At 33.4% G+C, this 26,373-nt stretch carries 24 protein-coding genes and 1 pseudogene; 10 read left to right on the forward strand and 15 right to left on the reverse strand.

Annotated elements, in window-relative coordinates; all coding sequences use genetic code 11:
• Positions 1 to 1,950, forward strand: a complete 1,950-nt coding sequence (locus ABWH96_RS12775) for an LTA synthase family protein (protein ID WP_375577920.1) — start codon at positions 1 to 3, stop codon at positions 1,948 to 1,950.
• Between the two features lie 115 nt (positions 1,951 to 2,065).
• Here the strand turns inward: ABWH96_RS12775 and bshB1 are convergent, their stop codons facing one another.
• The 11 genes from bshB1 to ABWH96_RS12830 form a co-directional block, all read right to left on the reverse strand.
• A complete protein-coding gene (gene bshB1, locus ABWH96_RS12780) occupies positions 2,066 to 2,785 on the reverse strand; it encodes a bacillithiol biosynthesis deacetylase BshB1 (protein ID WP_375577921.1) in 720 nt (239 codons plus the stop codon).
• A 104-nt stretch (positions 2,786 to 2,889) separates the two neighbouring features.
• Positions 2,890 to 3,861, reverse strand: a complete 972-nt coding sequence (gene trxB, locus ABWH96_RS12785) for a thioredoxin-disulfide reductase (protein ID WP_375577922.1) — start codon at positions 3,859 to 3,861, stop codon at positions 2,890 to 2,892.
• 121 nt (positions 3,862 to 3,982) lie between these two features.
• On the reverse strand, positions 3,983 to 4,846 hold the full coding sequence (locus ABWH96_RS12790) for an RNA polymerase sigma factor RpoD/SigA (protein WP_013452378.1): 864 nt from the start codon (positions 4,844 to 4,846) through the stop codon (positions 3,983 to 3,985).
• Positions 4,847 to 4,949: 103 nt separating this feature from the next.
• Complete coding sequence (gene pnp, locus ABWH96_RS12795; RefSeq protein ID WP_375577923.1) at positions 4,950 to 7,091, reverse strand: polyribonucleotide nucleotidyltransferase; 2,142 nt, start codon at positions 7,089 to 7,091, stop codon at positions 4,950 to 4,952.
• Positions 7,092 to 7,240: 149 nt separating this feature from the next.
• Positions 7,241 to 7,516: a 30S ribosomal protein S15 gene (gene rpsO, locus ABWH96_RS12800; protein WP_375577924.1), complete on the reverse strand. Its 276-nt coding sequence runs from the start codon at positions 7,514 to 7,516 to the stop codon at positions 7,241 to 7,243.
• Between the two features lie 68 nt (positions 7,517 to 7,584).
• Positions 7,585 to 9,201 (reverse strand): LptF/LptG family permease, encoded by a 1,617-nt coding sequence (locus tag ABWH96_RS12805; protein WP_375577925.1) that lies wholly within the window; start codon positions 9,199 to 9,201, stop codon positions 7,585 to 7,587.
• A gap of 109 nt (positions 9,202 to 9,310) precedes the next feature.
• On the reverse strand, positions 9,311 to 10,303 hold the full coding sequence (locus tag ABWH96_RS12810) for an alpha/beta hydrolase (protein WP_375577926.1): 993 nt from the start codon (positions 10,301 to 10,303) through the stop codon (positions 9,311 to 9,313).
• An 8-nt stretch (positions 10,304 to 10,311) separates the two neighbouring features.
• Positions 10,312 to 10,671 carry a DoxX family protein gene (locus ABWH96_RS12815; RefSeq protein WP_375577927.1) on the reverse strand — a complete coding sequence of 120 codons (360 nt, stop codon included), beginning with the start codon at positions 10,669 to 10,671 and terminating at the stop codon, positions 10,312 to 10,314.
• A 40-nt stretch (positions 10,672 to 10,711) separates the two neighbouring features.
• Positions 10,712 to 11,161, reverse strand: a complete 450-nt coding sequence (locus tag ABWH96_RS12820; protein WP_375577928.1) for a MarR family winged helix-turn-helix transcriptional regulator — start codon at positions 11,159 to 11,161, stop codon at positions 10,712 to 10,714.
• A 153-nt stretch (positions 11,162 to 11,314) separates the two neighbouring features.
• Positions 11,315 to 13,804 carry a PIG-L family deacetylase gene (locus ABWH96_RS12825; protein ID WP_375577929.1) on the reverse strand — a complete coding sequence of 830 codons (2,490 nt, stop codon included), beginning with the start codon at positions 13,802 to 13,804 and terminating at the stop codon, positions 11,315 to 11,317.
• 59 nt (positions 13,805 to 13,863) lie between these two features.
• Positions 13,864 to 14,154, reverse strand: a complete 291-nt coding sequence (locus tag ABWH96_RS12830) for a hypothetical protein (protein WP_375577930.1) — start codon at positions 14,152 to 14,154, stop codon at positions 13,864 to 13,866.
• A gap of 246 nt (positions 14,155 to 14,400) precedes the next feature.
• Between ABWH96_RS12830 and ABWH96_RS12835 the strand changes: the two genes are divergently transcribed.
• The gene (locus ABWH96_RS12835) at positions 14,401 to 15,273 is read left to right on the forward strand and encodes an alpha/beta hydrolase (protein ID WP_375577931.1); all 873 of its coding nucleotides are present in this window, start codon (positions 14,401 to 14,403) and stop codon (positions 15,271 to 15,273) included.
• Between the two features lie 78 nt (positions 15,274 to 15,351).
• Entirely contained in the window at positions 15,352 to 16,071 is a 720-nt protein-coding gene (locus ABWH96_RS12840) for a tetratricopeptide repeat protein (protein ID WP_375577932.1), read from the forward strand.
• A gap of 115 nt (positions 16,072 to 16,186) precedes the next feature.
• Here ABWH96_RS12840 and ABWH96_RS12845 read toward each other — a convergent pair whose 3' ends face one another.
• On the reverse strand, positions 16,187 to 17,209 hold the full coding sequence (locus ABWH96_RS12845) for a medium chain dehydrogenase/reductase family protein (protein WP_375577933.1): 1,023 nt from the start codon (positions 17,207 to 17,209) through the stop codon (positions 16,187 to 16,189).
• Between the two features lie 361 nt (positions 17,210 to 17,570).
• Here ABWH96_RS12845 and tyrS point away from each other — a divergent pair, with 361 nt between their 5' ends.
• From tyrS to lhgO, 4 genes are all read left to right on the forward strand, one after another.
• Positions 17,571 to 18,872, forward strand: coding sequence for a tyrosine--tRNA ligase (gene tyrS / locus ABWH96_RS12850; protein WP_375577934.1), 1,302 nt, complete (start codon positions 17,571 to 17,573; stop codon positions 18,870 to 18,872).
• A gap of 189 nt (positions 18,873 to 19,061) precedes the next feature.
• Entirely contained in the window at positions 19,062 to 19,292 is a 231-nt protein-coding gene (locus ABWH96_RS12855; protein ID WP_375577935.1) for a hypothetical protein, read from the forward strand.
• Positions 19,279 to 19,626, forward strand: a complete 348-nt coding sequence (locus ABWH96_RS12860; RefSeq protein WP_375577936.1) for a type II toxin-antitoxin system PemK/MazF family toxin — start codon at positions 19,279 to 19,281, stop codon at positions 19,624 to 19,626. The genes ABWH96_RS12855 and ABWH96_RS12860 overlap by 14 nt, the downstream gene beginning before the upstream one ends.
• 190 nt (positions 19,627 to 19,816) lie before the next feature.
• On the forward strand, positions 19,817 to 21,010 hold the full coding sequence (lhgO, locus tag ABWH96_RS12865; protein WP_375577937.1) for an L-2-hydroxyglutarate oxidase: 1,194 nt from the start codon (positions 19,817 to 19,819) through the stop codon (positions 21,008 to 21,010).
• Positions 21,011 to 21,012: 2 nt separating this feature from the next.
• On the opposite strand, the gene ABWH96_RS12870 is transcribed toward lhgO, so the two are convergent.
• Together ABWH96_RS12870 and ABWH96_RS12875 are read right to left on the reverse strand one after the other, a co-directional pair.
• Positions 21,013 to 21,894 carry a carboxypeptidase-like regulatory domain-containing protein gene (locus ABWH96_RS12870; RefSeq protein WP_375577938.1) on the reverse strand — a complete coding sequence of 294 codons (882 nt, stop codon included), beginning with the start codon at positions 21,892 to 21,894 and terminating at the stop codon, positions 21,013 to 21,015.
• A gap of 88 nt (positions 21,895 to 21,982) precedes the next feature.
• Complete coding sequence (locus tag ABWH96_RS12875; protein WP_375577939.1) at positions 21,983 to 22,846, reverse strand: carboxypeptidase-like regulatory domain-containing protein; 864 nt, start codon at positions 22,844 to 22,846, stop codon at positions 21,983 to 21,985.
• A gap of 56 nt (positions 22,847 to 22,902) precedes the next feature.
• Here ABWH96_RS12875 and ABWH96_RS12880 point away from each other — a divergent pair, with 56 nt between their 5' ends.
• From ABWH96_RS12880 to ispE, 3 genes are all read left to right on the forward strand, one after another.
• Positions 22,903 to 23,829, forward strand: a complete 927-nt coding sequence (locus tag ABWH96_RS12880; RefSeq protein WP_375577940.1) for a mechanosensitive ion channel family protein — start codon at positions 22,903 to 22,905, stop codon at positions 23,827 to 23,829.
• 104 nt (positions 23,830 to 23,933) lie between these two features.
• On the forward strand, positions 23,934 to 24,743 hold the full coding sequence (locus ABWH96_RS12885; protein WP_296619957.1) for an enoyl-ACP reductase: 810 nt from the start codon (positions 23,934 to 23,936) through the stop codon (positions 24,741 to 24,743).
• Positions 24,744 to 24,919: 176 nt separating this feature from the next.
• Positions 24,920 to 25,720 carry a 4-(cytidine 5'-diphospho)-2-C-methyl-D-erythritol kinase gene (gene ispE, locus ABWH96_RS12890; protein ID WP_375577941.1) on the forward strand — a complete coding sequence of 267 codons (801 nt, stop codon included), beginning with the start codon at positions 24,920 to 24,922 and terminating at the stop codon, positions 25,718 to 25,720.
• Positions 25,721 to 25,788: 68 nt separating this feature from the next.
• Here the strand turns inward: ispE and ABWH96_RS12895 are convergent.
• Positions 25,789 to 26,278, reverse strand: a pseudogene (locus tag ABWH96_RS12895) (fasciclin domain-containing protein).
• Positions 26,279 to 26,373 lie beyond the last annotated feature (95 nt).

A 26,373-nucleotide genomic window follows, 5' to 3' on the forward strand; every position in this document is an offset into this window, starting at 1 on the left:
ATGAAGACAAATAATAACTTCTTAAGATTAGTAAAGATCTATCTTTTAGTACTTACCATTTTTTCTATTTTTAGAATCTTATTGTTTTCAACAGAACTTGATAGAGTAGATTTAAACGAAATACAATTCGCAACAATTATTAAATCTTTTATAATGGGTGTTAGATTTGATATTGTCATTTCTAGTTACATCCTGTTAATTCCTGCATTAATATTATTCACTTTAGAAATCTTTCAAAATAAGAATAGATTAATTCTACAATTTATCTTCTATTGGATATTTATATTTTTTTCCATTGCATTTATTGTTTCATCAGCTGATATACCCTATTTCAATCAATTTTACGATAGGTTTTCGATTGGGGCATTTGAATGGATTGAAAATTTGAATTTTGTGGTTTCGATGATTATTCAGGAACCAAAATATTATCTAATACTAATACCTTTTTTTATTTTAGAGATTATTTTCTTCATTTTTCTAAAAAAAATATTTGCTGAAAAATCCAATCCTAAGCAAATTAATATTTATGTAAAAATTATTTTATCCTTAACGTTTCTACTTTTAATATTTGTAGGAATAAGAGGAAGAGTACAAAAGAAATCACCCATCAGAATAGGGACAGCGTATTTTTCGGATAATTCATTCTTAAATAAATTAGGATTAAATCCCTCATTCACTTTAATACGGAGCTATTTAGATAGTAAAAAAAGCAAGAACTCCACTATAAATTTAATGGACAGTCAAAAAGCAATAGAAAAAGTGCAAGGATATTTAAATATTGAAGATACTAATTACAACTCACCTATTGCAAGAAAAATTACATTTGACACCACTCTACAACAAAAACCTAACATAGTACTAATTCTTATGGAAAGTATGAGTGCTGCAAAAATGAAACGAGGCGGCAATAAAGACAATTTAACGCCATTTTTAGATAGCTTAGCAAACAATTCTATTTATTTTGAAAACATATACACCGCAGGAAAGCACACCTTTAATGGCGTTTTCAGTACTTTATTTTCTTTTCCTGGATTATATAGGCAGCATCCGATGAAAAAAATAGAGCAATATGATGGGATAAGTTCTACACTATTAAAAAATAATTATTCCACAACATACTTTACAACACATGATAGTCAATTTGATAATATTGAAGGATTTTTAAGGGCAAATGATTTTCAAAATATTATAAGTCAAAGTGATTATCCAAATTCAGAAATAAAAACAACCCTTGGAGTACCTGATGACTATATGTTTAGATATTCTATTCCTGTATTAAATAAATTGCACAAAAATGAAAAGCCATTTTTTGCGACATTTATGACCTCAAGCGATCATGGCCCCTATTATATTCCAGAATACTTTACACCAAATACTAATGATATTAAAAAGCAAATTACTGAATATGCGGATTGGTCTTTAAATAAATTTATGAAGATGAGTTCAAAAGAAGAATGGTTTGACAATACAATATTTGTATTTGTCGCGGACCATGGTGCTCCTATGAATGCAAAATATGATATTGCATTGAATTATTTCCACACACCCTTATTATTTTTTGCCCCTAAAATATTTAATCAAAACAAAACTTATAAAAACATTGGAAGTCAAATAGATATTTATCCAACATTAATGGGAATGTTAAAAACCCCCTATATAAATAATACATTGGGTATTGATTTAATTAATGAAAAAAGAAAATATGCCATTATTAATGATGATGATAAAATTGGAATTTTAGATACAACTTACTTCTGTATCTTAAAAAAGGATGATGCAAAATTATATAAATACAGAGAACAAGATAAAGTTGATTATTCAACTCAAAATAGAGCAGTAGTTGAAATGATGACGGAGTATGGAAAAGCTAATATGCAAGTTTTTCAGATGATGTTACTCAATAAACAAACCAAATTAAACAATATAAGTACTCCTCTAAAAAGCAAATAAATATAGTTGATCTACCCTATTTTTAGAAAAAATGTGGCTTAATGATAAGAATTAGCTAAAATAAGGCTTCATTTTCATTAGAATATGTACCTATGTCTTTTTAGGAAATCCTCCTTTAAATTAAGCCATTCAAATCTTTAACACCCAAATATCTCTCCACTGTAAAACCCTCAGCATAATTTACACCAATTATTTGACCAAATTCCATTGCTCTAGCTTCAATCATTTTCATAAATCTAGGACTTGAAATATAAGTTTCAGGCTCTTCTGAATCGGCTTTATAAAATTGAGAATCAAATGCTTTTATAGATTTCATTTTTTTATCCCACTGCTCACTAACATCCACTACAAAATCAGGAATGATCGGCAAACTTTGAATGTAATGATAAACTTTATTAGGCCTATAAGCTTCCTGAGCTTTACCATTATCATCAGTAGTTTCAAATTTCTTTAATCCAGCTAAAAAAACGGATTCTGAAATCAATTCAGATGCCCTACCATGATCAGGATGTCGGTCAGATATAGCATTAGCCAAAATAATATCAGGTTGATACTGTCTAATTTTTTTTACTATTTCAGTCTGATGGACTAAATCATTTTTAAAGAAAGCATCATCAAAGCCTAAATTTTCCCGAATTTTTATCCCCAAAATATCGGCACTTGCAGCGGCTTCATCTAATCGCTCCTCAGGAGTGCCTCGTGTTCCCATCTCCCCTTTTGTCAGATCGATTATACCAACATCCTCTCCCATTTCCACATGTTTGGCTAAAGTACCTGAACAAGCTAATTCTATATCATCTGGATGGGCTGCAAAAGCCAAAATATTTAATTTCATATTCAATTTCAATAACAAATATCTTATCTAATTACAATTACATAAGATGTATAAACATTTATAAGTTTAATAAAAAAGGAGAGTAAAAACTCTCCCTGCATATTTTAGGCTTTTTCAGCTACTTCTTCTTGTTCTTCTAATTCATCTTCTTTTTCAGCCAAAAATCTTTCAGCATCTAAAGCAGCCATACAGCCAGTTCCTGCTGCTGTTACAGCCTGACGATAAATAAAGTCTTGAGCATCACCAGAAGCAAAAACACCTTCTACTTTTGTCTTAGTACTTCCTGGCTTAGTAATGATATATCCTGCATCATTTAATTCCAAGAAATCTTTAAATATTTCAGTATTTGGTTTGTGACCAATAGCCACAAAGAATCCTGTTGCTTTTATTTCTGTTTTCTCGCCAGTTACATTATTCACCACTCTTACACCCTCAACTTCATCTTTACCTAAAACCTCTTCAGTTTCGGTATTCCATAGAATTTCGATGTTTTTGGCTTTTTCAACACGTCTTTGCATGATTTTAGAAGCTCTCATTTCATCTCTTCTAACGATCATGGTGACTTTATTACAAATATTGGACAAGTAGGTTGCTTCCTCGGCTGCAGTATCTCCTGCACCCACTACCACTACATCCTGTCCTTTGTAAAAGAAACCATCACAAACTGCACAGGCAGAAACGCCCATTCCATTAAGTCTTTGCTCAGATTCCAATCCTAACCATTTTGCAGATGCACCAGTAGAAATGATTACAGCATTAGCAGTAATTTCATGCTTATCATCAATAATAACTTTATGAGGATATCCGCTAAAATCAACCTTAGTTGCTAAGCCAAATCTCACATCAGTACCAAATCTTTCCGCTTGCTTTTGGAAATCCACCATCATTTGTGGTCCATTAATCCCATCAGGATAGCCTGGATAATTTTCAACATCATTGGTAATGGTCAATTGACCACCAGGCTGTCCACCTTGGTACATTACTGGTTTTAAACCTGCTCTTGCGGCATAAATTGCTGCGGTATAACCTGCAGGTCCTGAACCTATAATTAATACATTTACTTTTTCTTCTGTCATAACGCTCAATAATTTCTTGAATAATGTTACGGTCTTCTGCTAAAACAGATGTGAATTTAATTAATTAAATAAAAAAAGGTCTTAAAAAAGACCTTTTTATGTATCATTTGTTACGCAAATCTTATCCTAAGTAAGGCTTTAAGGCTTTACTTCTGGAAGTATGTCTAAGCCTTCTGATGGCTTTTTCTTTGATTTGACGTACTCTTTCTCTTGTTAAATTGAATTTCTCTCCTATTTCTTCAAGTGTCATAGAGTGCTCACCATTCAATCCAAAATAAAGCGTGATCACGTCCGCTTCTCTTTGAGTTAAAGTAGATAAAGCTCTTTGTACCTCTCTTCTTAATGAATCATTCATTAATTCATCATCAGGAGATTCTTCACCGTCATTTTCCAATACATCCAATAAGCTATTTTCCTCACCTTGAACGAAAGGCGCATCCATGGATACGTGACGACCAGAGATTTTCATGGTATCTACCACTTCATTAGAAGTAACCTCTAAAACTTCAGCTAACTCATCCGGAGATGGTTCTCTTTCAAACTTTTGCTCCAAAGTAGAGAAGGTTTTAGATATCTTATTCAAAGATCCTACTCTGTTCAATGGAAGACGTACAATACGAGATTGTTCCGCCAATGCTTGCAATATGGACTGTCTGATCCACCATACTGCATAAGAAATGAATTTAAAACCCCTTGTTTCGTCAAATCTTTGTGCTGCCTTGATCAAACCTAAGTTTCCTTCATTAATCAAGTCTCCTAAGGATAAACCTTGATTCTGATATTGTTTGGCCACAGACACTACGAAACGCAAATTGGCTTTAGTCAATTTTTCAAGTGCAAGTTGGTCACCTTGTTTAATCCGAACGGCTAAATCTACTTCTTCGTCCGGAGTCAACAAATCTACTTTCCCTATTTCTTGTAAGTATTTATCGAGGGATTGACTCTCCCGATTGGTGATTTGCTTGCTAATCTTGAGCTGTCTCATTAATTATTATTAGGTTTAAATTTAAACGAACTCTTAACATAGAGAAGGAACGAAACAGTTCCAACTCTACATCAAAAATGTAAATATTTCAGTAAAAATGAAATTATTTCTCTTCTTTTTCCGGCTTAGGCAATAATACCTTCCTTGATAATCTCAATTTTCCGGTCTTTTTATCGATATCAATCAACTTCACTTTCACCTCTTCTCCTATTTCTAAGATACCTTCTAAATTATCAATTTTCTCATGCTTGATTTCAGAAATATGCAATAGACCATCTTTACCTGGCATAATTTCAACAAAAGCACCATAAGGTTGAATAGCTTTCACTATTCCATCATATACCTCTCCTACTTCTGGTTTAGCAACAATACCTTTGATCCATTTAACCGCTTGATCTAAAGATTCTTTATTTACAGCAAAAACATTGATTTTACCGCCTTTTTCAGTTTCTTCGATTACTACAGTAGCACCTGTAGTTTTTTGGATTTCCTGTACTACTTTTCCTCCAGGTCCGATTACCGCACCGATCATCTCTCTATCGATTTCGATATTAACCACTCTTGGAGCATTTGGTTTATAATCTTCTCTAGGGGCAGCAATAGTCTTTAACATTTCATTTCTGATATGATCACGACCTTCTTTTGCTTGGTTCAATGCTTCCATCAACAATTCAGAAGAAAGTCCATCCACCTTGATATCCATTTGACAAGCCGTGATACCTTTTTCAGTACCCGTTACTTTAAAGTCCATGTCACCAATGTGATCTTCATCCCCTAAAATATCAGAAAGAATAGCATATTTTCCAGTTTCTGCATCAGAAATCAATCCCATTGCAATACCAGAAACGGGTGCTTTAATTGGAATACCAGCATCCATCAATCCTAATGAACCAGCACAAACTGTTGCCATAGAAGATGAACCATTTGATTCTAAAATATCAGAAACGATACGAATAGTATAAGGTAATTCTTCTGGAGAAGGTAAAATTTGCTTTAATGCTCTTAAAGCTAAGTTACCATGTCCTACTTCTCTTCTACCAGGACCTCTGTTTGGTCTTGCTTCACCAGTTGAGAATGCAGGGAAGTTATAATGTAAGATGAATTTATTATAGCCAGAATGAACTGCACCATCCACCATTTGCTCGTCTAATTTAGTACCAAGCGTTACAGTAGTGATTGATTGTGTTTCACCTCTAGTAAAAACAGCTGATCCGTGAGCAGAAGGCAAGTAATCTACTTCACTCCAAATTGGTCTGATTTCATCCAATTTTCTGCCATCAAGTCTGCTTCGAGTCTCTAAAGTTGCATTTCTAACTGCTTTCTTTTGAGTATCTTGAAAATATTTTTTAACCAGTGAAACACTGATTTCAGAATCTTCAGGAATAGCATCGATATAGCTGTCTCTGATTTCTTTGAAAAGTCTTCCTCTTTCATGTTTATCAGCTAATCCTTTTGCTGCAATATCAAAATATTGTTGATAGTACTTATCAAAAATTTCTTTCTCTAATTCAGGATTAGGTTCTTCTTCGTGGTTGTATTCTCTTTTCTCTGTTTTGCCAGCATCTTTAGCTAAATCTAATTGTGCTTGACACTGAGGCTTAATAGCTTCATGAGCAAAATTAATTGCTTCAACCATTTCAGCTTCAGAAATTTCTCTCATTTCGCCTTCAACCATCATGATGTTGTCAATGGTAGCAGCGATAATCATATCTATATCCGACTCTGCTAATTGCTTTGAGGTAGGATTGGCAATAAACTCACCATTTATGCGTGCAACTCTCACTTCAGAAATAGGTCCTTCAAAAGGAATGTCTGAAGCAGTTAAAGCCGCAGAAGCTGCCAATGCAGCTAATGAATCTGGTAAATCATCTTCACCCAAAGAAAATAACTGGATCATTACTTGAGTTTCTGAATGGTAATCAGATGGGAATAATGGACGTAAAGCTCTGTCCACTAATCGGGATGTTAAAACTTCATAATCAGAAAGTTTTCCTTCTCTTTTTAAGAATCCACCAGGTATTTTACCGGAAGAAGCGAATTTTTCTTGATAATCTACAGACATTGGAAGGAAATCCACTCCTTCTTTAGCTTCTTGGTTGGAAACAACGGTAGCCAAAATCATGGTATCACCCATTCTTACTTCTACTGATCCGTCCGCTTGTTTTGCTAATTTTCCTGTTTCTATGCTTATTTCCCTTCCATCAGGCAGGTTGAATGTTTTTTTTATTGCATTTGGTATAGCCATAAATAATAGTTTTTTTACTGTTTTCTCGTCTTGTTGTTAATTTTCCGCATTTGCTATACACGTCCTATAAAAGATGTGGTATTTGTAATGAGGTGATAATAATGGAAAAAGGGAACCCATAAGATTCCCTTTTTTTAATGAAAAGCAATTTATTTTCTTAAGCCTAATTCAGCTATAATTGCTCTGTATCTTTCAATTTCGTTATCGTGAAGATAGTCTAACAATCTTCTTCTTTTACCTACAAGCTTCAAAAGACCATTTCTAGATGAGTGATCTTTCTTGTTAACTTTTAGATGCTGCGTCAAATGACTGATTCGGTAGGTGAAAAGCGCAATTTGTGATTCTGCCGAACCCGTATCATTATCTGCTTTTGACCGACCATGATTTTTGAACAGCTCTTTTTTCTTTTCTGTGTCTAAATACATAGTTAGCGTTTATTAAATTATTTTAAGGCGCAAATATACGGATAATTTCTTGTGAACAAAAAAACTGTTTATTTTTCCCTTTTAAAAAATTTGAAAACTTTAGCGATTTTAACTGCATAATAATCTGTTTCAAATAATCTTGAGTCATTCCTTGCTTGCCTTAAGAAGAATAAGCCAAAGGGAAGTAATATTAAATTTGAAGCCCAGACTGCCCATATTTCATTGACATCTCCTGCCCTGCCTAATTTTATACCAGTAGTGTTTATTACATAAGATACAATAAAAAATAAGATTGATACTATTACAGGAAAACCTAAACCTCCTTTTTTAATAATAGCTCCTAGTGGTGCGCCTATTAAGAACATCACAATACAGGCCACCGCCTGCGAAAGTTTTGAATTAGCTTCTAGGCCATAGGATCTAACATAATATTCCCTTTGATCAATTCTACGATTTTCACCTTTCAATCTATTTTTGGCAAATCTAGGTTTATCTACCAAATTATTATTTCCTCTATTCCTTTTAGCATAGACACTATCTGCTTTTGCTACTAGAGCCGAATCATATGAAGTAATAGTGTTATAAGGAGTAGGCTCTATTTGTTCTTTATTTGTACTATCCTTGTTTTTTGCTTTAGATGATCCATTTCTAACCATTTTTGCAGATTCAATATCAGTATTATTCAATTTTTCATCTTTCTTATCTGCAGAATCTGATTTTACTTTTGTGGTATCTTTCTGTAATTCTTCCCATAAAACAACAGTTTGAGGCTTAATATCCTCAACTTCCTGCATGTGCATATTGAAAAACCTCGGAGTGTATCTATATATTGTCCTTTTAGACTTTACAACATCATTCTTCAAGGAATCAACATCATTTCTCAATTCTATTTCGTTTTTCATTAATCTATTTGAAGAAAAAAGCTCCTTATCGGTTCTTTCCATTTCAAATGATGCTAAACTAAAGACAAACTTACTGTGTTGAAATATATTACGGGTATAATTGGCTGGTTTATTAGGTTTTTTTGCATCCTCCTCTGAATAGGTTTTCCCATCGAAAAGCTCCATTACCAAATATTTATCTCCCAAAATAGTATACATCAAGGCAGAATCAGCCAAAATAATCTCTGTATTTCCTTTTTTATCGGAATGATTGTAAATGATAAGATCTCCTAATGATTCATCATCGTCATATTTCTTATTGGCTTTTATACTATACCCTGGAATACCACCATAAAATGCACCTTCTTTTATATCTATAGATGGTTTTTTCTGTTTGATATCATAGAGTAAGCTGTAAGCCTCCAAATTCGCTTTGGGGACAATAAAATTATTGGAATAATAAACAAATGCACTTAAAAAAACCACAAAGACAAAAAGTGGTCTTAATACCCTCACTAAAGAGATACCCGCACTCTTAATAGCTGTTAATTCAAAATGTTCTCCTAGATTTCCAAACGTCATTAAGGATGACAATAGTACAGCTAGTGGGAACGCTATGGGCGTCATGTTGATGCTGAAATAACCAATTAACTCAGCAAATACACTGAAACCTAAGTCCTTGCCTACAAAGTCATCAAAATATTTGAGCATGTATTGAGTCAAGAGAATAAATACCACCACAAAAAAGGTGATTAAAAAAGGCCCAATAAATGATTTTAGGATTAATTTATCTATTTTTTTCATTCAAATATTATGGATTTGAAATGCAAAATTATTTCTGTTATAAATCTATGCTGCAAATAAACAAGAATTATGCTAAAGATTTAAAAATAGCGGAAAATGAATTATTTTTTTACTTTAAGGCTGATTTTAGAAAACTCCAACTACTATCCCTCACTCCAATCCAATCTTTGGAACGAAGGTCGCTGGCGATAACATGGTTTCCAGTTTTAGGAAATGCAAGTGCTTTTTTATTGGAAGATTCTAACTGGACAAACATTTCTTCCATGGCAGGTACTGAAACTACATCATCTTGATTTTCCTCATCTTTATAGTAATAAGCCATAAAAACTGGACATTTTACTTTTTCAAAGATTTCAGGTTTCATAGTTTCACTTATCATGCTAAAGAGAGAAAAATAAGCATCTAAATGATAATCTTCAGACCAAAAAGCAGCTACTGAATCGGGTCTAATTTCATGGTTTACCTCGCCACCCATCACCATCTTTGTTAAATTCTTTCCCCAGGGTCCTAAAACTAATTTTTCGTTAGAAGGATCTTTTAATGAAATATAGGGGGAATATAACACTAATGCTTCCACTAATTCCGGAAATTGAGCCGCTAGCCAAATAGCTTGGGCTGCACCAGTGGAAGTACCAACCAAAATGATTTTTTCACCCAATTGTTGTCCAATAGCAAGTGCCTCCATAGCAGATAACATATAGGATTCTGCTGTTAATCCTTTAAAAGCTTCCTCAGAAGATAAGCCATGTCCTTTCTGCCGAGCTAAAAATAAATTAGCTTTTAGGCTATCGGCTAAGTTTTTATGAACCGGAGAACCTTCTTGATGGCTTGCACCAAACCCGTGAAGATAAACTAGTGCATATTCCGTCTGAATTAGTTTCTCATCATACCATATAATTTGAGCTTGATTGTTCGGCTTAATGTCATTTTGAAGTGCTTCCTTCTCTTTAAGCCAACTTTCTAATGTGATGATATCAGCTGGAATTTCAGGTAGATTCTGAGAGAAATTTGGCGATTTAATTTTAGGTCCGGCAAAGTATATAATGACCAAAACAACTATAACAGCAATTAATCCAATTAAAATTCTCTTCAATATCTTCATAATTTCTGTTAATTGTTTTTAAAATAATGCCCCAAAATAAATGCCCCACCGGCAAGAGCAATGTCTTTTAATAGTGAGCTTGCAGCTAATTGATCTCCCTCCAGTGCCAATGGAAGATGGACGAAAAGTGCAAATACTAAAAGCATTATTGCTAGTAGATTTGAAATTAGTTGTACTCGTTTTTTAATAATAATGCTTATTCCCGCTGCAATTAAGGCTGCTCCTGTTAGATAAACCCAAAAGGTTTGTCCAGGAATAAAAGAGGGTACTACATTTTGTAAAGTTCTAGTGTTTACAAAATGAAATACCCCAAAAATTACCATAGGAATGGCAAATAAAAATCTTCCGATGTTTGCAATTAGGCTCATTTTAATTCAGATTTATTAAAACAACCCAATATAAAAAAAATTATCCTCTAATCTTATCTAATGCTTCATTAACTGCGGCTGCATCTTTTTCAGATAAAACCATTTCAGAATTATGGAAATCCAAAAGTTCTGGTTCTATTTCCTTCAATAATTTTTGACCTGTCGTTGTTATTACTACATCAACCTGTCTTCTATCATACATGCAAGTGGAACGCTCAGCCAAGCCCTTCTCTACTAATTTATCTACTAAACGAGAAGCATTTGACATTTTGTCTAGCATTCTTTCTTGAATAGAAGATACCGTTAACGGATCTGGAAATTTTCCTCTTAATATTCTCAAAACATTATATTGGGGAGAAGTTAATTTATGTTTCTTGAAAATTTTGTGTTGAACTGATCCAATCCAATTAGCAGTATAAATAACATTCAAAATTGCTTTTTGTCTTTCTGTTTCAAACTTCGACTGCTTAATTTCTTCTTCTAACTTCATCTTATTATAGTTTTAAATCGATTTGTATTAACTTTATATTACGATACTATGTATTGTTAATACATTAAACACGAAAGTATATTAATTGTTTCTATGTTTAATCATTTAATCGACCAACCTGCAAATATTTTTGATAAACGGATGAATATGATCTCATTCAACTGGTTTTGGTGCTATTATATTTGCAAGTAAACGATAAGCACCTGGAACCCCAGCTGGTAGTTCTCTGAAGAAACTTAATCCTGTATAAACAAACTTCCCTTTTCCATAATCTGCTACTAACAAAGCACCTTTTTTTTCACTTTCACCAGGATCGTTTCCAGCTAAAATGGGAATATAGTTTTTATCCCATTTATTAGGGAAGTATAATCCTCTCTCTTGTACCCAACCCTCAAAATCATTATTGGTTATTTTATTAGGGTAATTTAAAGTAGGATGATCTGGGTTTAAAAATTCCATAGATGATTCCTCTACAGTAATTCTATCTCTAGACAAACTCAATGGAAATGGCCAGAAATCTGTATCTGGTAAACTATAAGTAGTATTATATTGCACCATATAAACTCCACCTGAATTCATGTATTCATTCATCTTTCCATAGTGAACTTGCAAAGCAGCATTAACATTATAGGCTCGAATACCAGCAATTATAGCATCGTACTTATTTAATTCTTCAACAGTTATTTTTTCTATATCAATAAAATCTACCTGATATCCCATTGCTTGTAGGGCCTCATCTACAGCATCCCCCGCTCCTTCTATGTAACCGATTTTTTCACCTTTAATTTTTACATCTGCTAAAACCAGCTTTTGTTGGGCGTCTCTCAAAATAATTTGATTGGGGATATGTTCATATTGAATTTCTTGAACACTTTTATCAATTGTTTTATCATTTACCTTGATAAAAGCTTTTAAATCAAATTTACCTTCATTTCCATTCGCAGTAATTTTGATTTTAAATTCCTTGGATGAATTCTTTACTAAATTTTGAAAGGACAAATCGTTTTGTTTTAAATCCGCTTTCCATCCTTTCGGTAAATCCAATTCTAATTCACCAGAAACATTATCTTTCAATGCTTTTACATTAATGGAAACTTCCTTTTCCTGACCTTTTGAAGTGAAAATTGAAACCTCCTCATCAAATTCGATTGAAAGCGGAGGAATGATGTATAATGGTTGAATAATCTCCCCATTAATTCTATCTGATGATTTATAACTTAATGGTGATTGAAATGACAAACTATTACCATTAATATTTAAAGTTACTTCCGCTTTCATGGAAGGTTCATTTTCTGCTTTCCCTATTAATTCTTGATCCTCTACTTTATAGAGTCCATTCGCTGAAGGATCGTCTAGCCAATATGGATTAGAGTAAGGGAAATCCTCAGGAATTTTAAGAGAAAAGCTTTTTAATTTCACTTGATTGTTTTCCAATTTACCTGAAATACTTAAGCTTTCTTTAATAGCCTCCATGTTGACTGAAACTAATTCTATACTCGCAGAAGAACGATTTACCAACTCTAAATTGATATTTAGATTATCTCCAGGAGAGGCGTATTGATTATCATGATAAAGTAAATGATATAAACCAGCACAATTCAGAATAAGCTCGTTAATAGCTTCCAATTTATCGGTTTTTACAGCCGAATCATCAAGTTTCTCAATCAATCCCTTTATTTCAAAAAGCTTATCAATTGAAGCTTCGGGTTGATTAACTTTAAAATCAGCAATCAATTTATCCAATGCTTTTTGGATAGCTTTTCCATTTTTGTATTTATCCCATGAGCTATCTATACCTTCAAATAATTCTTTTTCGTCTTCTGGCCCGTCCCAATATTCAAAATACTCAATTTCATCTCCCCTGCTTCCAGCAGTTCCAAAAGCTTGTGATTTATGTCTGCTTCTACTCAAAGCAGCCATTTCTGTATAAGAAATTCCTAAAAGTGGCGAATAACCACCAGCATTTTCGGTAACATATTTCGATCTGTCAAAATCTTCATTTCTTCTAAAGAACCATGAAGATGTATTCCAATAAATCTTTTTGGGTTGCCATGTATTAACCAATTTTAATTGCTCTGGAAAAGCATTTTCGTCACCAGCCAGCTCAAAAGCTTCATTGGCTAAAATGGCTGAAGCCGTATGATGACCATGCGTAATTCCTGGTGTTTGATTAAACCTAGTGATGATAAGATCAGGTTGAAAATTACGAATTGTCCAGACTACATCAGAAAGCACCTCTTCCTTTCCCCATTTATTAAAGGTTTCATCAGGGTTTTTAGAATATCCAAAATCATTGGCACGAGTAAAAAATTGCTTACCGCCATCAATTTGTCTTGCAGCCAATAATTCTTGGGTTCTAATTAGACCTAAGCCTTCTCTTAATTCTGGACCGATTACATTTTGACCACCATCCCCTCTGGTGAGTGATAAATAAGCGGCATCAAACCTTTTACCATTTTCAACATAGGCTATCAAGCGAGTGTTTTCATCATCTGGATGAGCAGCCACATATAAAACCCTGGTAGTATTTTGCAATTTTTTCATTTGATGCAAAATTTCAGAAGCTGCAACTGGTTCTTTTACTTGAGCATTCGAAAAATTAACTGAAAAAATAAGTATGGAAAGAGTAAGAATATATCTCATTATGGTAAAATTTTAGGTCGATTTAAGTAAAATCCTATCATTGAACAAACAATTATCGTTCAACGGCTTTTTTCTGATTTGAATGCCGCAATAACAATAGAAAGTAATGGAAATAACCAAACTAAATCATTCATCAGTAAATGAAACATGAATTTTTTGGTGAATTGAGATTCCATTATTAAAAAATAGACGGCAATCCCCCCGAATAATTTTGCAAGGAAGGAAAAAAATATTAGCCATTTAAATTTTAAAGGCTTTAAAAAACCCATGAAAAGAAATATTGCTACAACTAATATACCTATAGCTTGATATAACACCCATTGATTATTATTTTGGGCACCTTCCGTCATCCATTTTAAGTAACTTTTAGGACTCCAAAACAGGAAAACTGACCATGCAATATTATAAACTGAGGCAATTAATAAAACACCTCTCATCCAAGCTTGTATCATACTTTATGTTTAAAATTTAAAAATAATATTTAGTGCTAGTATTTCCTATCTTAATCCGTTTTATGGTAATCTTAAATATTGCTCTCATCTTTGCTGATTATCAATAAAGGCTAAACTTAAAAATATCCAAAGAGTTAAAATAGTATGTTTAAAATTATTTCAGCAGAAGTACAAAGAGCTTTATTTCCCTACTTGCTCTTCACTTTAATAATCACATTATCTTCGTGCAAGGTGAGCAAAACTACAGATATAACATATATGGATGAGGGATTTAGTAAGGATCTCCCTGAAAAGCATCTTAATATTTTTTCACCTAAAAATTCAGAAACACTTAAGCCAGTATTTATATTTATTCATGGTGGCAGTTGGAATTCAGGAAAAAAGGAAACCTATAATTTTTTAGGCAAAAGATTAGCTCGAAAAGAGATGGTTGCTGTTATTATTGATTACCCTTTAAGTCCAGAATATATTATTTCAGACATGACTAAAGCAACTGCTCAATCTGTAAAATGGGTAAAGGAAAATATTGAAGAATATGGAGGAGACCCAGACCAAATTTATGTATCCGGACATTCTGCTGGAGGTCATTTAGCAGCATTATTGAGCACTAAAGATGAATACTTTGAAGCTCTAGATATCAAGAACCCTATTAAAGGAGCAATTTTAATAGATGCTGCTGGTTTGGATATGTATACTTTTTTAAAAAACAAAAATTATCCTGCAGGCACCTCATATCTGAAAACATTTACAAATGATTCTCAAGTTTGGAAAAAGCATTCGCCTATTTATTATATCGATGAAAAGGATCCACCGCTACTCATTATGATGGGAGGAAAAACTTTAGATGGAATACTCTCCAGTACTGAAAGGTTTTTAGAAGAGTATAGCAAAATAGTGCCTGAACCTGATTATCATCTTCAAAAAGGCAAGAGGCACATACCAATGATTTTACAATTTTTCAATAGTCATAATAAAACCTACGATTGGATTGAAACTTTTATTGCAACAGATAAATAAAGTTAAAATATTAAACTCATAGGCTTTTCTTCAGTTAGAATCTATAATAGTTTTGCAATAAAATTGATATAAACATTAATGGAAAATATTAATATTTTATTAACCAGTGCATCATCTTATTGTCAGCAAGGTGATTTCAAACAAGGAATACATTTGTACTCTCAATATATCACACAAGATAATCAAAACCCAGTTGCTTTTTACCAGCGTGGCAAAGCATACTTTAAAATTAAGGACTATCAAGCTGCTCAATCTGATTTAAGCAAAGCAATAAAACTAAAGCCCGAAAGTGCTGAACTATTTGCTGAAAGAGGTTTGATTTATTATATGGCAAAGCAAGAAGAAAAAGCCATGTCTGATTTTAATAAAGCAGTAGAAATGGAACCAGAAAACCCTTTTAGATATGCGAGTAGAGCATTTATAAAAGATCACTTGGGTGATTTAGAAGGTGCCAAAATGGATTATCAAAAAGCCTTAGAATTGGATCCTGAAGATGCCATTTCTCATAACAATTTAGGATTGGTATTAGGAAAAATGGGCAATCATAAAAAGGCAGAGCAACATTATAAAGATGCTGAAAAAATAGATCCAAAGAACTTTGGAATGAAAAAATCTGAAGAGAGGAAATCAGATGTTACACCAACTCCTCAGCCTAAACCAGAACCCGCTCCCTTACCCAATATAAAACCTGCTAAAAAAGAAAAACCATCATTTGGAAGTACATTTAAATCACTGTTAACTTCCTCTGAAGAAAGAAGGGAGTTTTGGCAGTTTGTAAGGGAAAAGGTGTTGAAGTGATTAGGTTCGTATGTTTTTAAATTGTCAAGTGAGCATGTAAGCGTAGAAAGGAGTTGAATGAAGGGTGTGGGGTGATGGATGTAGACCGGAAGTAATAAATAAAAGAGCCTTGCTTTTAATCCAAAAGCAACACCACTTTTCCCATAGTTTTACCAGACTGAAAAAGCTTTAAGGCTTCATGCATTTCTTCAAAATTAAATCGGTGGCCTATGTAAGGAGCATCCATATTTAGTTCTTCCAATTCTTTCAAAATTTGTTTCATCAATTCTTTTCGATCGTAAAGCCAGATCAAATTAAAGCCTAAAATACCTTTATTGGTTTCAATCATTTTTTGAGGATCGATTTTTGGACGAGTTAAATAAAGCCAGGCTAAACGAGGCCAGTTGGGGGAATTGCTAGTACCACCATATCGAGCCGAGCCATAATTTATAACTCTTCCCTGTGGAGCCAACATATCATAGCCGATTTTAAAAATCTTCCCTCCTATGCATTCCATTATCAAATTTAACTCTCGACCCTCAAGAGCCTCTTCCAGATCTTTTTTAAAATGCTTTGACCTAACTATGTATTTATGGTAGCCTTCTTTTTTCAGTAAATCGATTTTAGCTGCAGAACCGATAGTCCCAATTGTATATGCACCCATTTTTTGTGCCATCCTATTTGCCAAAAGACCTACTCCGCCTGCTGCAGAATGAATCAAGACAGTATCTCCTTTCTTTAAATTCCCTAAATGAAAAAGTCCATAAAAAGCAGTTAAAGCTTGCACTAAAAAGGAAGCACCTTCTTCAAAAGTCCAAGTTTCAGGGATTTTATTTACGTAAGCTGAATCAATATTGATATGTGAAGTATAAGCTCCGAAGCGAGTCACACCCATCACTCTATCGCCAATTTGAAAATCCCTCACTTCCTCGCCTTTCGCAATTATTTCACCAGAATATTCCAAACCAGGAACAAAACTGCCTTCAGGTGTGGCACTGTACAATCCCAAAATGGCAAACACATCTGCAAAGTTTAATCCAACGGCTTTTACTTTAACTTGTACTTCATGCAGCTGTGGATCAGTTAATTCTTCTTCAACTAATTTTAGTCTGTTAATAGAACCTGCTTTATGAGTTCGATATGATTTTCTGATGAGCATTTTGAAATGTTTTTTTTCAAAAATAGGTAATGATGGGGGAATTTATTGATTAAATTTGGAAAGGTTGAGATTTGAAGGAAGTTGGAAGCTCGAAGTGGGAAGAAAAAACAATCAGCACCTAGTTTTGCTTCGCAATGCACCTTAAGAGCTACTTGATACTAAAATGAGCATGTAGAAGGATGATTCGTAATTCAAAAATTCATAATTCGTAATTATTAAAGAATTATGAGGCTAGAAGTAGGAAGTCTAGATTCTATATTCTTGATTCTAGAATCTATTTTCAAAATTGCTATTATTTCCTTTTTAAGCCTTTTATATTTGCAGGCATTATTCAATCACTAGACTTTCAATTACTAATAATATGCAAAAGAATTTTATAGAAGAGCTTCAATGGAGAGGGATGGTTCATGATATGATGCCAGGAGTTGAAAAACAATTGGCTAAAGAAATGAGCAGTGCTTATGTAGGTATCGACCCAACCGCTGATTCCCTACATATAGGTCATTTAGTGGGCGTTATGATGTTGAAGCATTTTCAGGATGCAGGACATAAACCTATTGTTTTACTAGGTGGCGCCACTGGAATGATTGGTGATCCTTCTGGGAAATCTCAAGAGCGAAATCTATTAGACGAACCAACATTACGCCATAATGAAGCTTCTATAAAAGCACAAATTAAAAACTTCTTGGATTTTGACGCCAAAGAGGATAATAGTGCCGAGTTAGTGAATAACTATGACTGGATGAAAGATTTTAGCTTTCTGGGCTTTATTCGCGATGTTGGAAAACACATTACAGTCAACTATATGATGGCGAAAGATTCTGTCAAGAAAAGATTATCGGCAGAATCGAGTGAAGGCATGAGCTTTACAGAATTCACTTATCAGTTAGTGCAAGGATATGATTTTCTTTATTTATACAGAGAAAAAAACTGTAAGCTTCAAATGGGCGGTTCAGATCAGTGGGGAAATATCACCACAGGAACTGAAATGATCAGAAAAATGGATCAAGGAGAAGCTTTTGCTGTGACTTGTCCATTGATCAAAAAAGCAGATGGGACTAAATTCGGTAAAACTGAAAGCGGAAATATCTGGCTAGATCCAAAGAAAACCTCTCCTTATAAATTCTATCAATTCTGGTTAAATGCTTCTGATGAAGATATGAGCAATTTCATCAGAATATTTAGTACAAAAGGAAAAGAAGAAATTGAAGCTTTGGAAAAAGAACATAATGAAGCTCCACATTTAAGAGTGTTGCAAAAAGCTTTGGCTGAAGAACTAACGGTTAGGGTTCATTCACAAGAAGCTTTAGATATGGCATTAAAAGCATCTTCTATCCTATTTGGAAAGTCGACAACGGAAGAATTGCAAAGTATTGATGAGGACACATTGTTAAGTGTTTTTGAAGGAGTGCCTCAGGTTAGCATTAGCAAATCCGATTTAGATAAAACGGAAAACATAACAGATTTTCTTTCTGAACTAACTCAAGAAGTAATTTTCCCATCGAAAGGAGAAGCAAGAAAGATGATTAAAGGCGGTGGTGTTAGCATCAATAAAGAAAAGGTAATGGATGCCAATGCGCCTGTAGAAATCAGTTTGTTACAAGGTAAATACATTTTGGTTCAAAGAGGAAAAAAGAATTATTATTTGGTGACGGTAGCATAAAGTGTTGCAGTATTTAGGTTTTGAGGTATTGAAATTTTGGAGCTCGAAGCAGGAAGTTGATAATCCATAGCTCGCCAGCTGGCGAGTAAATGGCTGTAGCAAATATTGTAAAATAATTGAAAAATTAGATTCGACTATTGGAACTAATGATGTTATTAATTACTTTATATACAAAATGTATATACAATTATGAAAAATATATCTTTAAGAGTTGATGATGAAATATTTGAGGATACTGAAAAGATGATTTCGCAATTAAAGAAAGCCAGAAATCGCTACATCAATGAAGCCATGGAGTTTTACAATCAGTATCAAAAAAGGACTTTATTAGCCAAGAAGTTGAAAAATGAATCTGAAGTAGTCAGGGCGAACTCCATGGAAATGGTAAAAGAACTAGAAGAACTGGATGATGATTATTAAACAATTTGAAATTTGGCTAGCAAATCTAAATCCTCAAAAGGGAACTGAGGCTGGAAAAATGAGACCTGTTTTGATTGTTCAAACGAATTTATTGAATAAAATAGATCATCCATCAACACTTGTTTTACCCTTAACCTCAAATTTATTTGATACTGAGATTTTAAGAACCAGAATCAAAGCAAAAGAAGTAGAAGGATTACAAAAAGATAGTGATATAATGCTAGACCAGATCAGAGCGATAGATAACAAAAGATTTATTAAGAAACTGGGAATAATTCCCAAAAGGAAAATAAAAACAGTTCAAGAGAATTTAAGGATAGTGTTGGATTTGTGAGAGAGATGGAAGTCTGAAGCTTAAAGCTAGAAGTGGGGTTGATATGATAGTTCTGAGATCCGGATATTACAATGAAATACCGCAGGTCAGACCAAAAAAAACAAATATTGAAATATGATTGAAAAATTAGTTGGAAGTTTTCTAGATACTTGATACTTAAAACCTAAAACTTATTACTTAAAACTATTAAATGAAAGACATAATCATAATTGGTGGTGGAATAGTGGGCTTGGCTACTGCTTTAAAAATCAAGCAGAAGAATGCTAAGCTTTCAGTGCTTTTATTCGAGAAGGAAGAGAAGTTAGCTCAACATCAAACTGGAAATAACAGCGGTGTAATTCACTCTGGAGTTTACTATAAGCCTGGCAGCTTAAAAGCGAAAAACTGCATTGATGGTTATAATCAATTGCTTAAATTCTGCGATGATGAAGATGTTCCTTATGAACTATGCGGAAAGGTAATTGTAGCTACTGATAAAAGCGAGCTCCCTACCCTCTCCATGATAGAAGAAAGAGGAGCACAAAATGGATTGCAAAATTTAAAAAGACTCACTAAGGAAGAAGTAAAGGAACATGAGCCCTATGTAAATGGAATTGCAGGCATTCACGTTCCACAGACTGGAATAATTGACTATACTGCTGTTTCTTTAAAGTATGCTGAAAAGTTTCAGGAATTAGGAGGAGAAATCTCTTTAGGTCAAAAAGTCACGAACATTCAAGAAAAGAATGGAGTAACCACAGTTGTTACTAATAAAGCCAGTTTTGACACCAAATTAATAGTCAATTGTGCAGGTTTGTATTCTGACAAAATTGCTAAACTTACCTCAGAGAAATTAGATTTAAAAATCATTCCTTTCCGTGGGGAATATTTTATGATTAAGCCTGAAAAGCAATATTTAATCAAGAATTTAGTTTATCCTGTTCCTGATCCCAATTTCCCATTTTTGGGGGTTCATTTTACCAGAATGATTAATGGAGGCATAGAGGCTGGGCCAAATGCAGTCTTGGCTTTCAAACGAGAAGGCTACCGAAAGTCATTATTCAATTTGGTAGAATTGGGTGAATCATTAGCCTGGCCAGGCTTTCAAAAAGTGGCCGCCAAATACTGGAAAACCGGCTTTGGGGAAATGTATCGTTCGTTTTCCAAATCAGCTTTTACTACCGCCCTTCAAAAACTATTGCCTGATATTACCGAAAGTGATTTAACTCCGGGTGGAGCAGGCGTTCGTGCTCAAGCATGCGACAGAAATGGAGGATTAATAGATGATTTCTTAATTTTGGAAGAAAGTAATGCTATCAATGTCTGTAATGCACCTTCGCCTGCGGCAACTTCTTCCTTGTCTATTGGAGATCATGTGAGTGATTTGGTTTTGAAGAGGTTTTGATTTTATTCAATTAGGGTTATTTCACACTCTAAATTCCTGATTTTTGTTGTCATTCTTGTCCATTTTTGATGAATTATATCAAATTGGTAAAAATTATCTTCAGTATCCAATACGGAAAAAGAAGGGCTATATTTGGCTTCATAAGAACTTCCTTCGTAAAAAACTGGCAAATCTCTAGAAACTCTATTCTGCTCAACAATAAGAAATTCTACTGCAATGAACATTCCGTCTTCAGGAAAATAGATTACTTCTTCTTCAATTTCAATTTTAGTTATATTTCTCCCCTTCTTTACTGATCCAATAATCGTGTTTTTATTAATCAGTTCTGCTGGTAAACTGTCAGCTCCTAAGCGATAAAACTTTAGTGAAAAAATAGCACCATTAACATCACTTATGGTTTCAACTGCAACAGACTCTACAAATCTGGTTTCCGAAAATTCTTCTTTAAACTCAAAAAATCTAGCGATTTCGTATGGATATCCTGCAGTACCCATCCAAAGCCAATTGTCATTAAACAAATAAGAGGTTTTGACATTTCCAAGTTTATTCCTTTTCTTAAACAGGCCTAATTTCTTTTTATTCTGGACTTCAACTACCTTCATTTCCCGAATATCAAGAGCTAGAAAAATTGTATCATTTAGTTCTGAGTAAGCTAATTCTAGCTTTTGGTATCCAACAGAAGAAATGATTAAAGTATCTGTCTTATCTAATTCTATAGTAAACCAACCATCAAAGCTTGAGCTTGTTCCCTTTTGCTGATTTTTTAAATATACCGATGCATATGGAACTGGTCTTTCGGTTTTTTCATCAATTAAAACACCTTTAAATTGAGAAAAAGATGGGTTAAAATGGATCAAAAATGTAAATAGAAATAAATAGCGCATCTAAAATAAGAAAATGATTATTTAATTTTAACTATTAATTAATTGGTTTTTAAGGAGGTTTTGAAGTAACAGGGAAAAACAATTAATTTCATCTTTTTAATGTTAAGTTTATGCCTAAACTTAAATCAGACTTATTCCATTTTCGCCAATCACCGTTGATATATGAAAATATAATATTTGAATTATCATTTTTATATAATTTAAGCGAGGGGTAATATTCATTCACTGTAACTTCTTGATTGGTATTAAAATCTGTTTCCTCCAAACTGATTTTATTCTGATCAAGAATCAATTTTTCAATCCCGATAAAAAACCCGTTTTCAGGAATTCTAATATCCAAGTCTTTCACATTAATTTTATGAACTTCTTTTCCAACACTAATTGTTCTGATAATATCCTTGAAATAAAGCAGATTTCCCGGTTTTTGATCCTCAGTTGCTTCATAGATCCTAATATTTATTAAACTCTTTTTTTTATTTTTCAAGCTTAAATTTATTTTATCCAATTGATATGAATGAAATTCATCAGCTGCAAAATATTGGGCATTAATAGTAGGTTCAGATTTAGTTGTGCTTAGTGAAACAATTGAAGTTAAATTTTCAAAATCAATACCCATTCTTCCTCTTCTTGGTTCATCTAGTTCCTCAGTTGTTTGTAATCGATTTTCTTTAATTTTATTTAAGTAAACATCGCAAATATTAGACACTGGTTTTAATGTAAGAACTTCATACCCAACCTTATTAAAGGTTAAGAATCTACTTGTATCCAATTCACTAAATTTGAAACTTCCTGTCTCATCTGATGTAGTACCTAATCTGACTTCATCGTTAGAGTACCATATATTGACAAATGATAATTTTTCTCCATTATCTTTATCATAAATAGAACCAGATAACTGTCCTTTCAAACTATTGGAAACTAGAAGAAAAATCAAAATCACAATTACTCGCATATTTATTAAAGAATTAATTAAATTGAAGTTTAAAGCATAAACATAGCAATTAAAAAATGACCGAAGAAATAATTTCATATTTCCAGGAATATTGGCAAATCAAGCCAGCGCTTCAGTACAAAATTTTTTACACTGTTATTGCTATCATTGCTTTAGTCCTGCTCAAAGTGATAGCCTTAAAAATTGTATTTAAAAGGTTTCAGCAAGTGAAGGAGCGATACTTTTGGAAAAATAGCGTCAATAACACCTACTATTTCCTATTGATTGTCTTTCTTTTCAATATTTGGGTAGAACAGGTTGAATCGCTGGCTACACTAGTAGGATTAGTGGGTGCCGGTTTGGTCATAGCCTTGCAAGCCCCTGTCATGAATATAGCAGGTTGGGTTTTTATCGTCATCAGAAAGCCTTTTGATGTTGGGGATAGGATTGAGATTAATGGAGTGGCAGGTGATGTAATTGATATTCGCTTTTTTCAATTTACCATTAATGAAATAGGTAATTGGGTAGCGGCAGATCAAAGTACAGGAAGAATTATCCATATACCAAATGGAGAAGTATTCAAATCAACCCAAGCCAATTATGACCAAGGATTTAGCCACGTTTGGGATGAAATTAGCCTTAGGGTAACTTTTGACAGCGACTGGAAAAAAGCCAAAGAACTATGCGAGAAAATAGTCAATGAACATGCAGAAGAACTTTCATTTTCAGCCAAAAGGAAATTATTAGAAGCTTCAAAAAAGTTTATGATTTTCTATAGTAACCTTACTCCTTTTGTTTACACCTCAGTGGAAGATTACGGTATTAAACTAACCATGAGGTATTTAACCTTACCTAAAAAAAGAAGAGTTGCCCAACATGAAATTTGGGAAGATATATTGGAGACTTTTCAAAAATATCCGAATATACATTATGCTTATCCTTCTCAAAGAATTTATTTTGATTCTCAGAGTGAATTAGGCAAACATGAAAATCCTAAAAAATAAAAGGCAATTTGTCAGCAAAGCTTAAAAGGGATTGGTATTTTATGTTTTATACTTCCTTAGTGAATATAAATTTATATTTTTGCCTAAACACAATACAGAAAACTATGTCAAATAACTTATTAGCAGGAAAAAAAGGAATTATCACAGGAGCTTTAGATGAGAACTCTATTGCCTGGAAAGTAGCATTAAAAGCAAAAGAGCAAGGTGCAAAGTTTGTTTTGACCAATGCTCCAGTAGCCTTAAGAATGGGCGGAATTCAGGAATTGGCTAAAGAATGTAATACTGAGGTGATTCCAGCTGATGCTACTTCAGTTGATGATATCACTAAATTATATACTGAATCTAAAGAAATATTAGGTGGTAATTTTGATTTCCTTTTACATTCAATCGGCATGAGCCCAAATGTGAGAAAAGGAAAAGCTTATCATGATTTGAACTACGATTGGTTACAAAAGACTTATGATATTTCAGCTGTATCATTTCATAAAATGATGCAAACTGCAGATAAAATGGACGTAATGAATCAATATGGTTCTATTTTAGGGCTGTCTTATATTGCAGCTCAGCGAACTTATCCTTTCTATAATGATATGGCGGATGCAAAAGCTTTATTAGAGTCTATTGCAAGAAGCTATGGCTACAGATTTGGTAAAACCAAACAAGTTAGGGTAAATACCATTTCTCAATCCCCTACTCCAACTACAGCTGGTTCAGGAATTGATGGTTTTGATTCATTCTATAAATTCGCTGAAAAAATGTCTCCTTTGGGAAATGCAACGGCTGAAGAATGTGCTGATTATATCATTATGATGTTCTCTGACTTTACTAAAAAAGTAACTATGCAGAACTTATTCCATGATGGTGGTTATTCATTCACTGGTATTTCTGAGGAGTTGATTGAAGAAATGAAATAAATACATTTATAGCTTGTAGGTGAAATCATCTACAAGGGGGATATTTAAAGAATTATTAGATTTTATAAGCTACCCCCCGTTTTGGTGTTTTCACCAAAACTTTTCTTTAAAATGCTTTAACTATTTAACCTTCCAGACTTTTATAAGCTGGAAGGTTTTTATTCAATAACACACCAATGTTAAAATTTCCCAATGCCAAAATCAATTTAGGGCTTAATATCACTGCCAAACGAGCAGACGGTTATCATGATATAGAATCTTGCTTCTATCCTATCCCCCTGAAGGATGCATTGGAAATTATCCCTTCTAAAAAATTAAGCTTTGAAACCACTGGATTAAAAATATCTGGCAATTCTAAGGATAACTTGGTGCTGAAAGCTTATGAATTGTTAAAAACAGATTTTGAATTACCTCCAATAGAAATTATTCTTCATAAAAACATCCCAATGGGTGCTGGAATGGGTGGTGGTTCTGCAGATGGAGCTTTTATGCTGACTTTGCTCAATGAGTATTTCAAACTGAAAATTTCAACTGAAAAATTGGAATCTTATGCTTTAAAATTAGGAAGTGACTGTCCTTTTTTTATTGAGAATAAGCCAAAATTGGTAAGTGGAAGAGGTGAAGTATTTGAAAATACCAAGCTTGATTTATCTGGCTATTATTTAGCATTAGTTTATCCGGATATTCATATCAGTACTGCAGAAGCCTATAGTGGAGTAAAACCTAAAAAGCCTGAAATTTCAGTTAAAGCAATCATTGAGAATCTTCTTGTAGAGGAGTGGAAAGGGAAATTGAAAAATGATTTTGAAAAAGGTGTTTTTGAGAAATATCCTCAATTATCAAAGATTAAAAATAATTTTTATAATGAAGGAGCGGTTTATGCCAGCATGACGGGCAGTGGTTCTACTATGTTTGGAATATTTAATGACGCTATTGATATTGGTAAAATTACAGCAAATCACATCATCAAACTTTAAACTATTGACATAAAAAAACCTCAGAAATCACTCCGAGGTCCAGTAATCAAATCAACAATCAAATAGTATTACTTCATTGATGGTGGCAATATCACTTTGTCAATTACATGAACTACACCATTTGATGCTTTAATGTCAGCTTTTGCAACATTAGCTCCACTTACAGATGCTCCTCCTTTTAAACTGATAGTCACTTCTTCTCCTTGAACGGTTTTAGCCTTCTGCCCTTCTTTCAAATCAGTAGACATTACTTTTGCTGCAATTACATGATACGTCAATACAGCTACTAATTGATCTTTGTTTTCAGGTTTCAATAATGACTCCAAAGTCCCATCTGGTAAAGCTTCAAATGCAGCATTAGTTGGAGCAAAAACTGTGAAAGTGACCATTTCCACTTAGCGTTTCTACTAAACCTGCAGCTTTAACTGCTATAACTAATGTTGAAAGCGATTCAGTTCCTGCTGCTAGTTCAACAATGTTTTTGTTTTGTGCTTTTACTGAAAAGGATAATCCAATAACAAGCGCACTTAATACAATTGATTTTAATAACTTTTTCATACTGTCGTTTTTTAGTGAGTTATCGAAACACTATGTACCTGGTATTGTTTAACTTATCTTTTAGAAAAATTATAAATCAAGATTATTCCTGTAGT

Origin of the sequence: Marivirga tractuosa, from assembly GCF_042140215.1 — a bacterium.
GTDB lineage: Bacteria > Bacteroidota > Bacteroidia > Cytophagales > Cyclobacteriaceae > Marivirga > Marivirga tractuosa_A.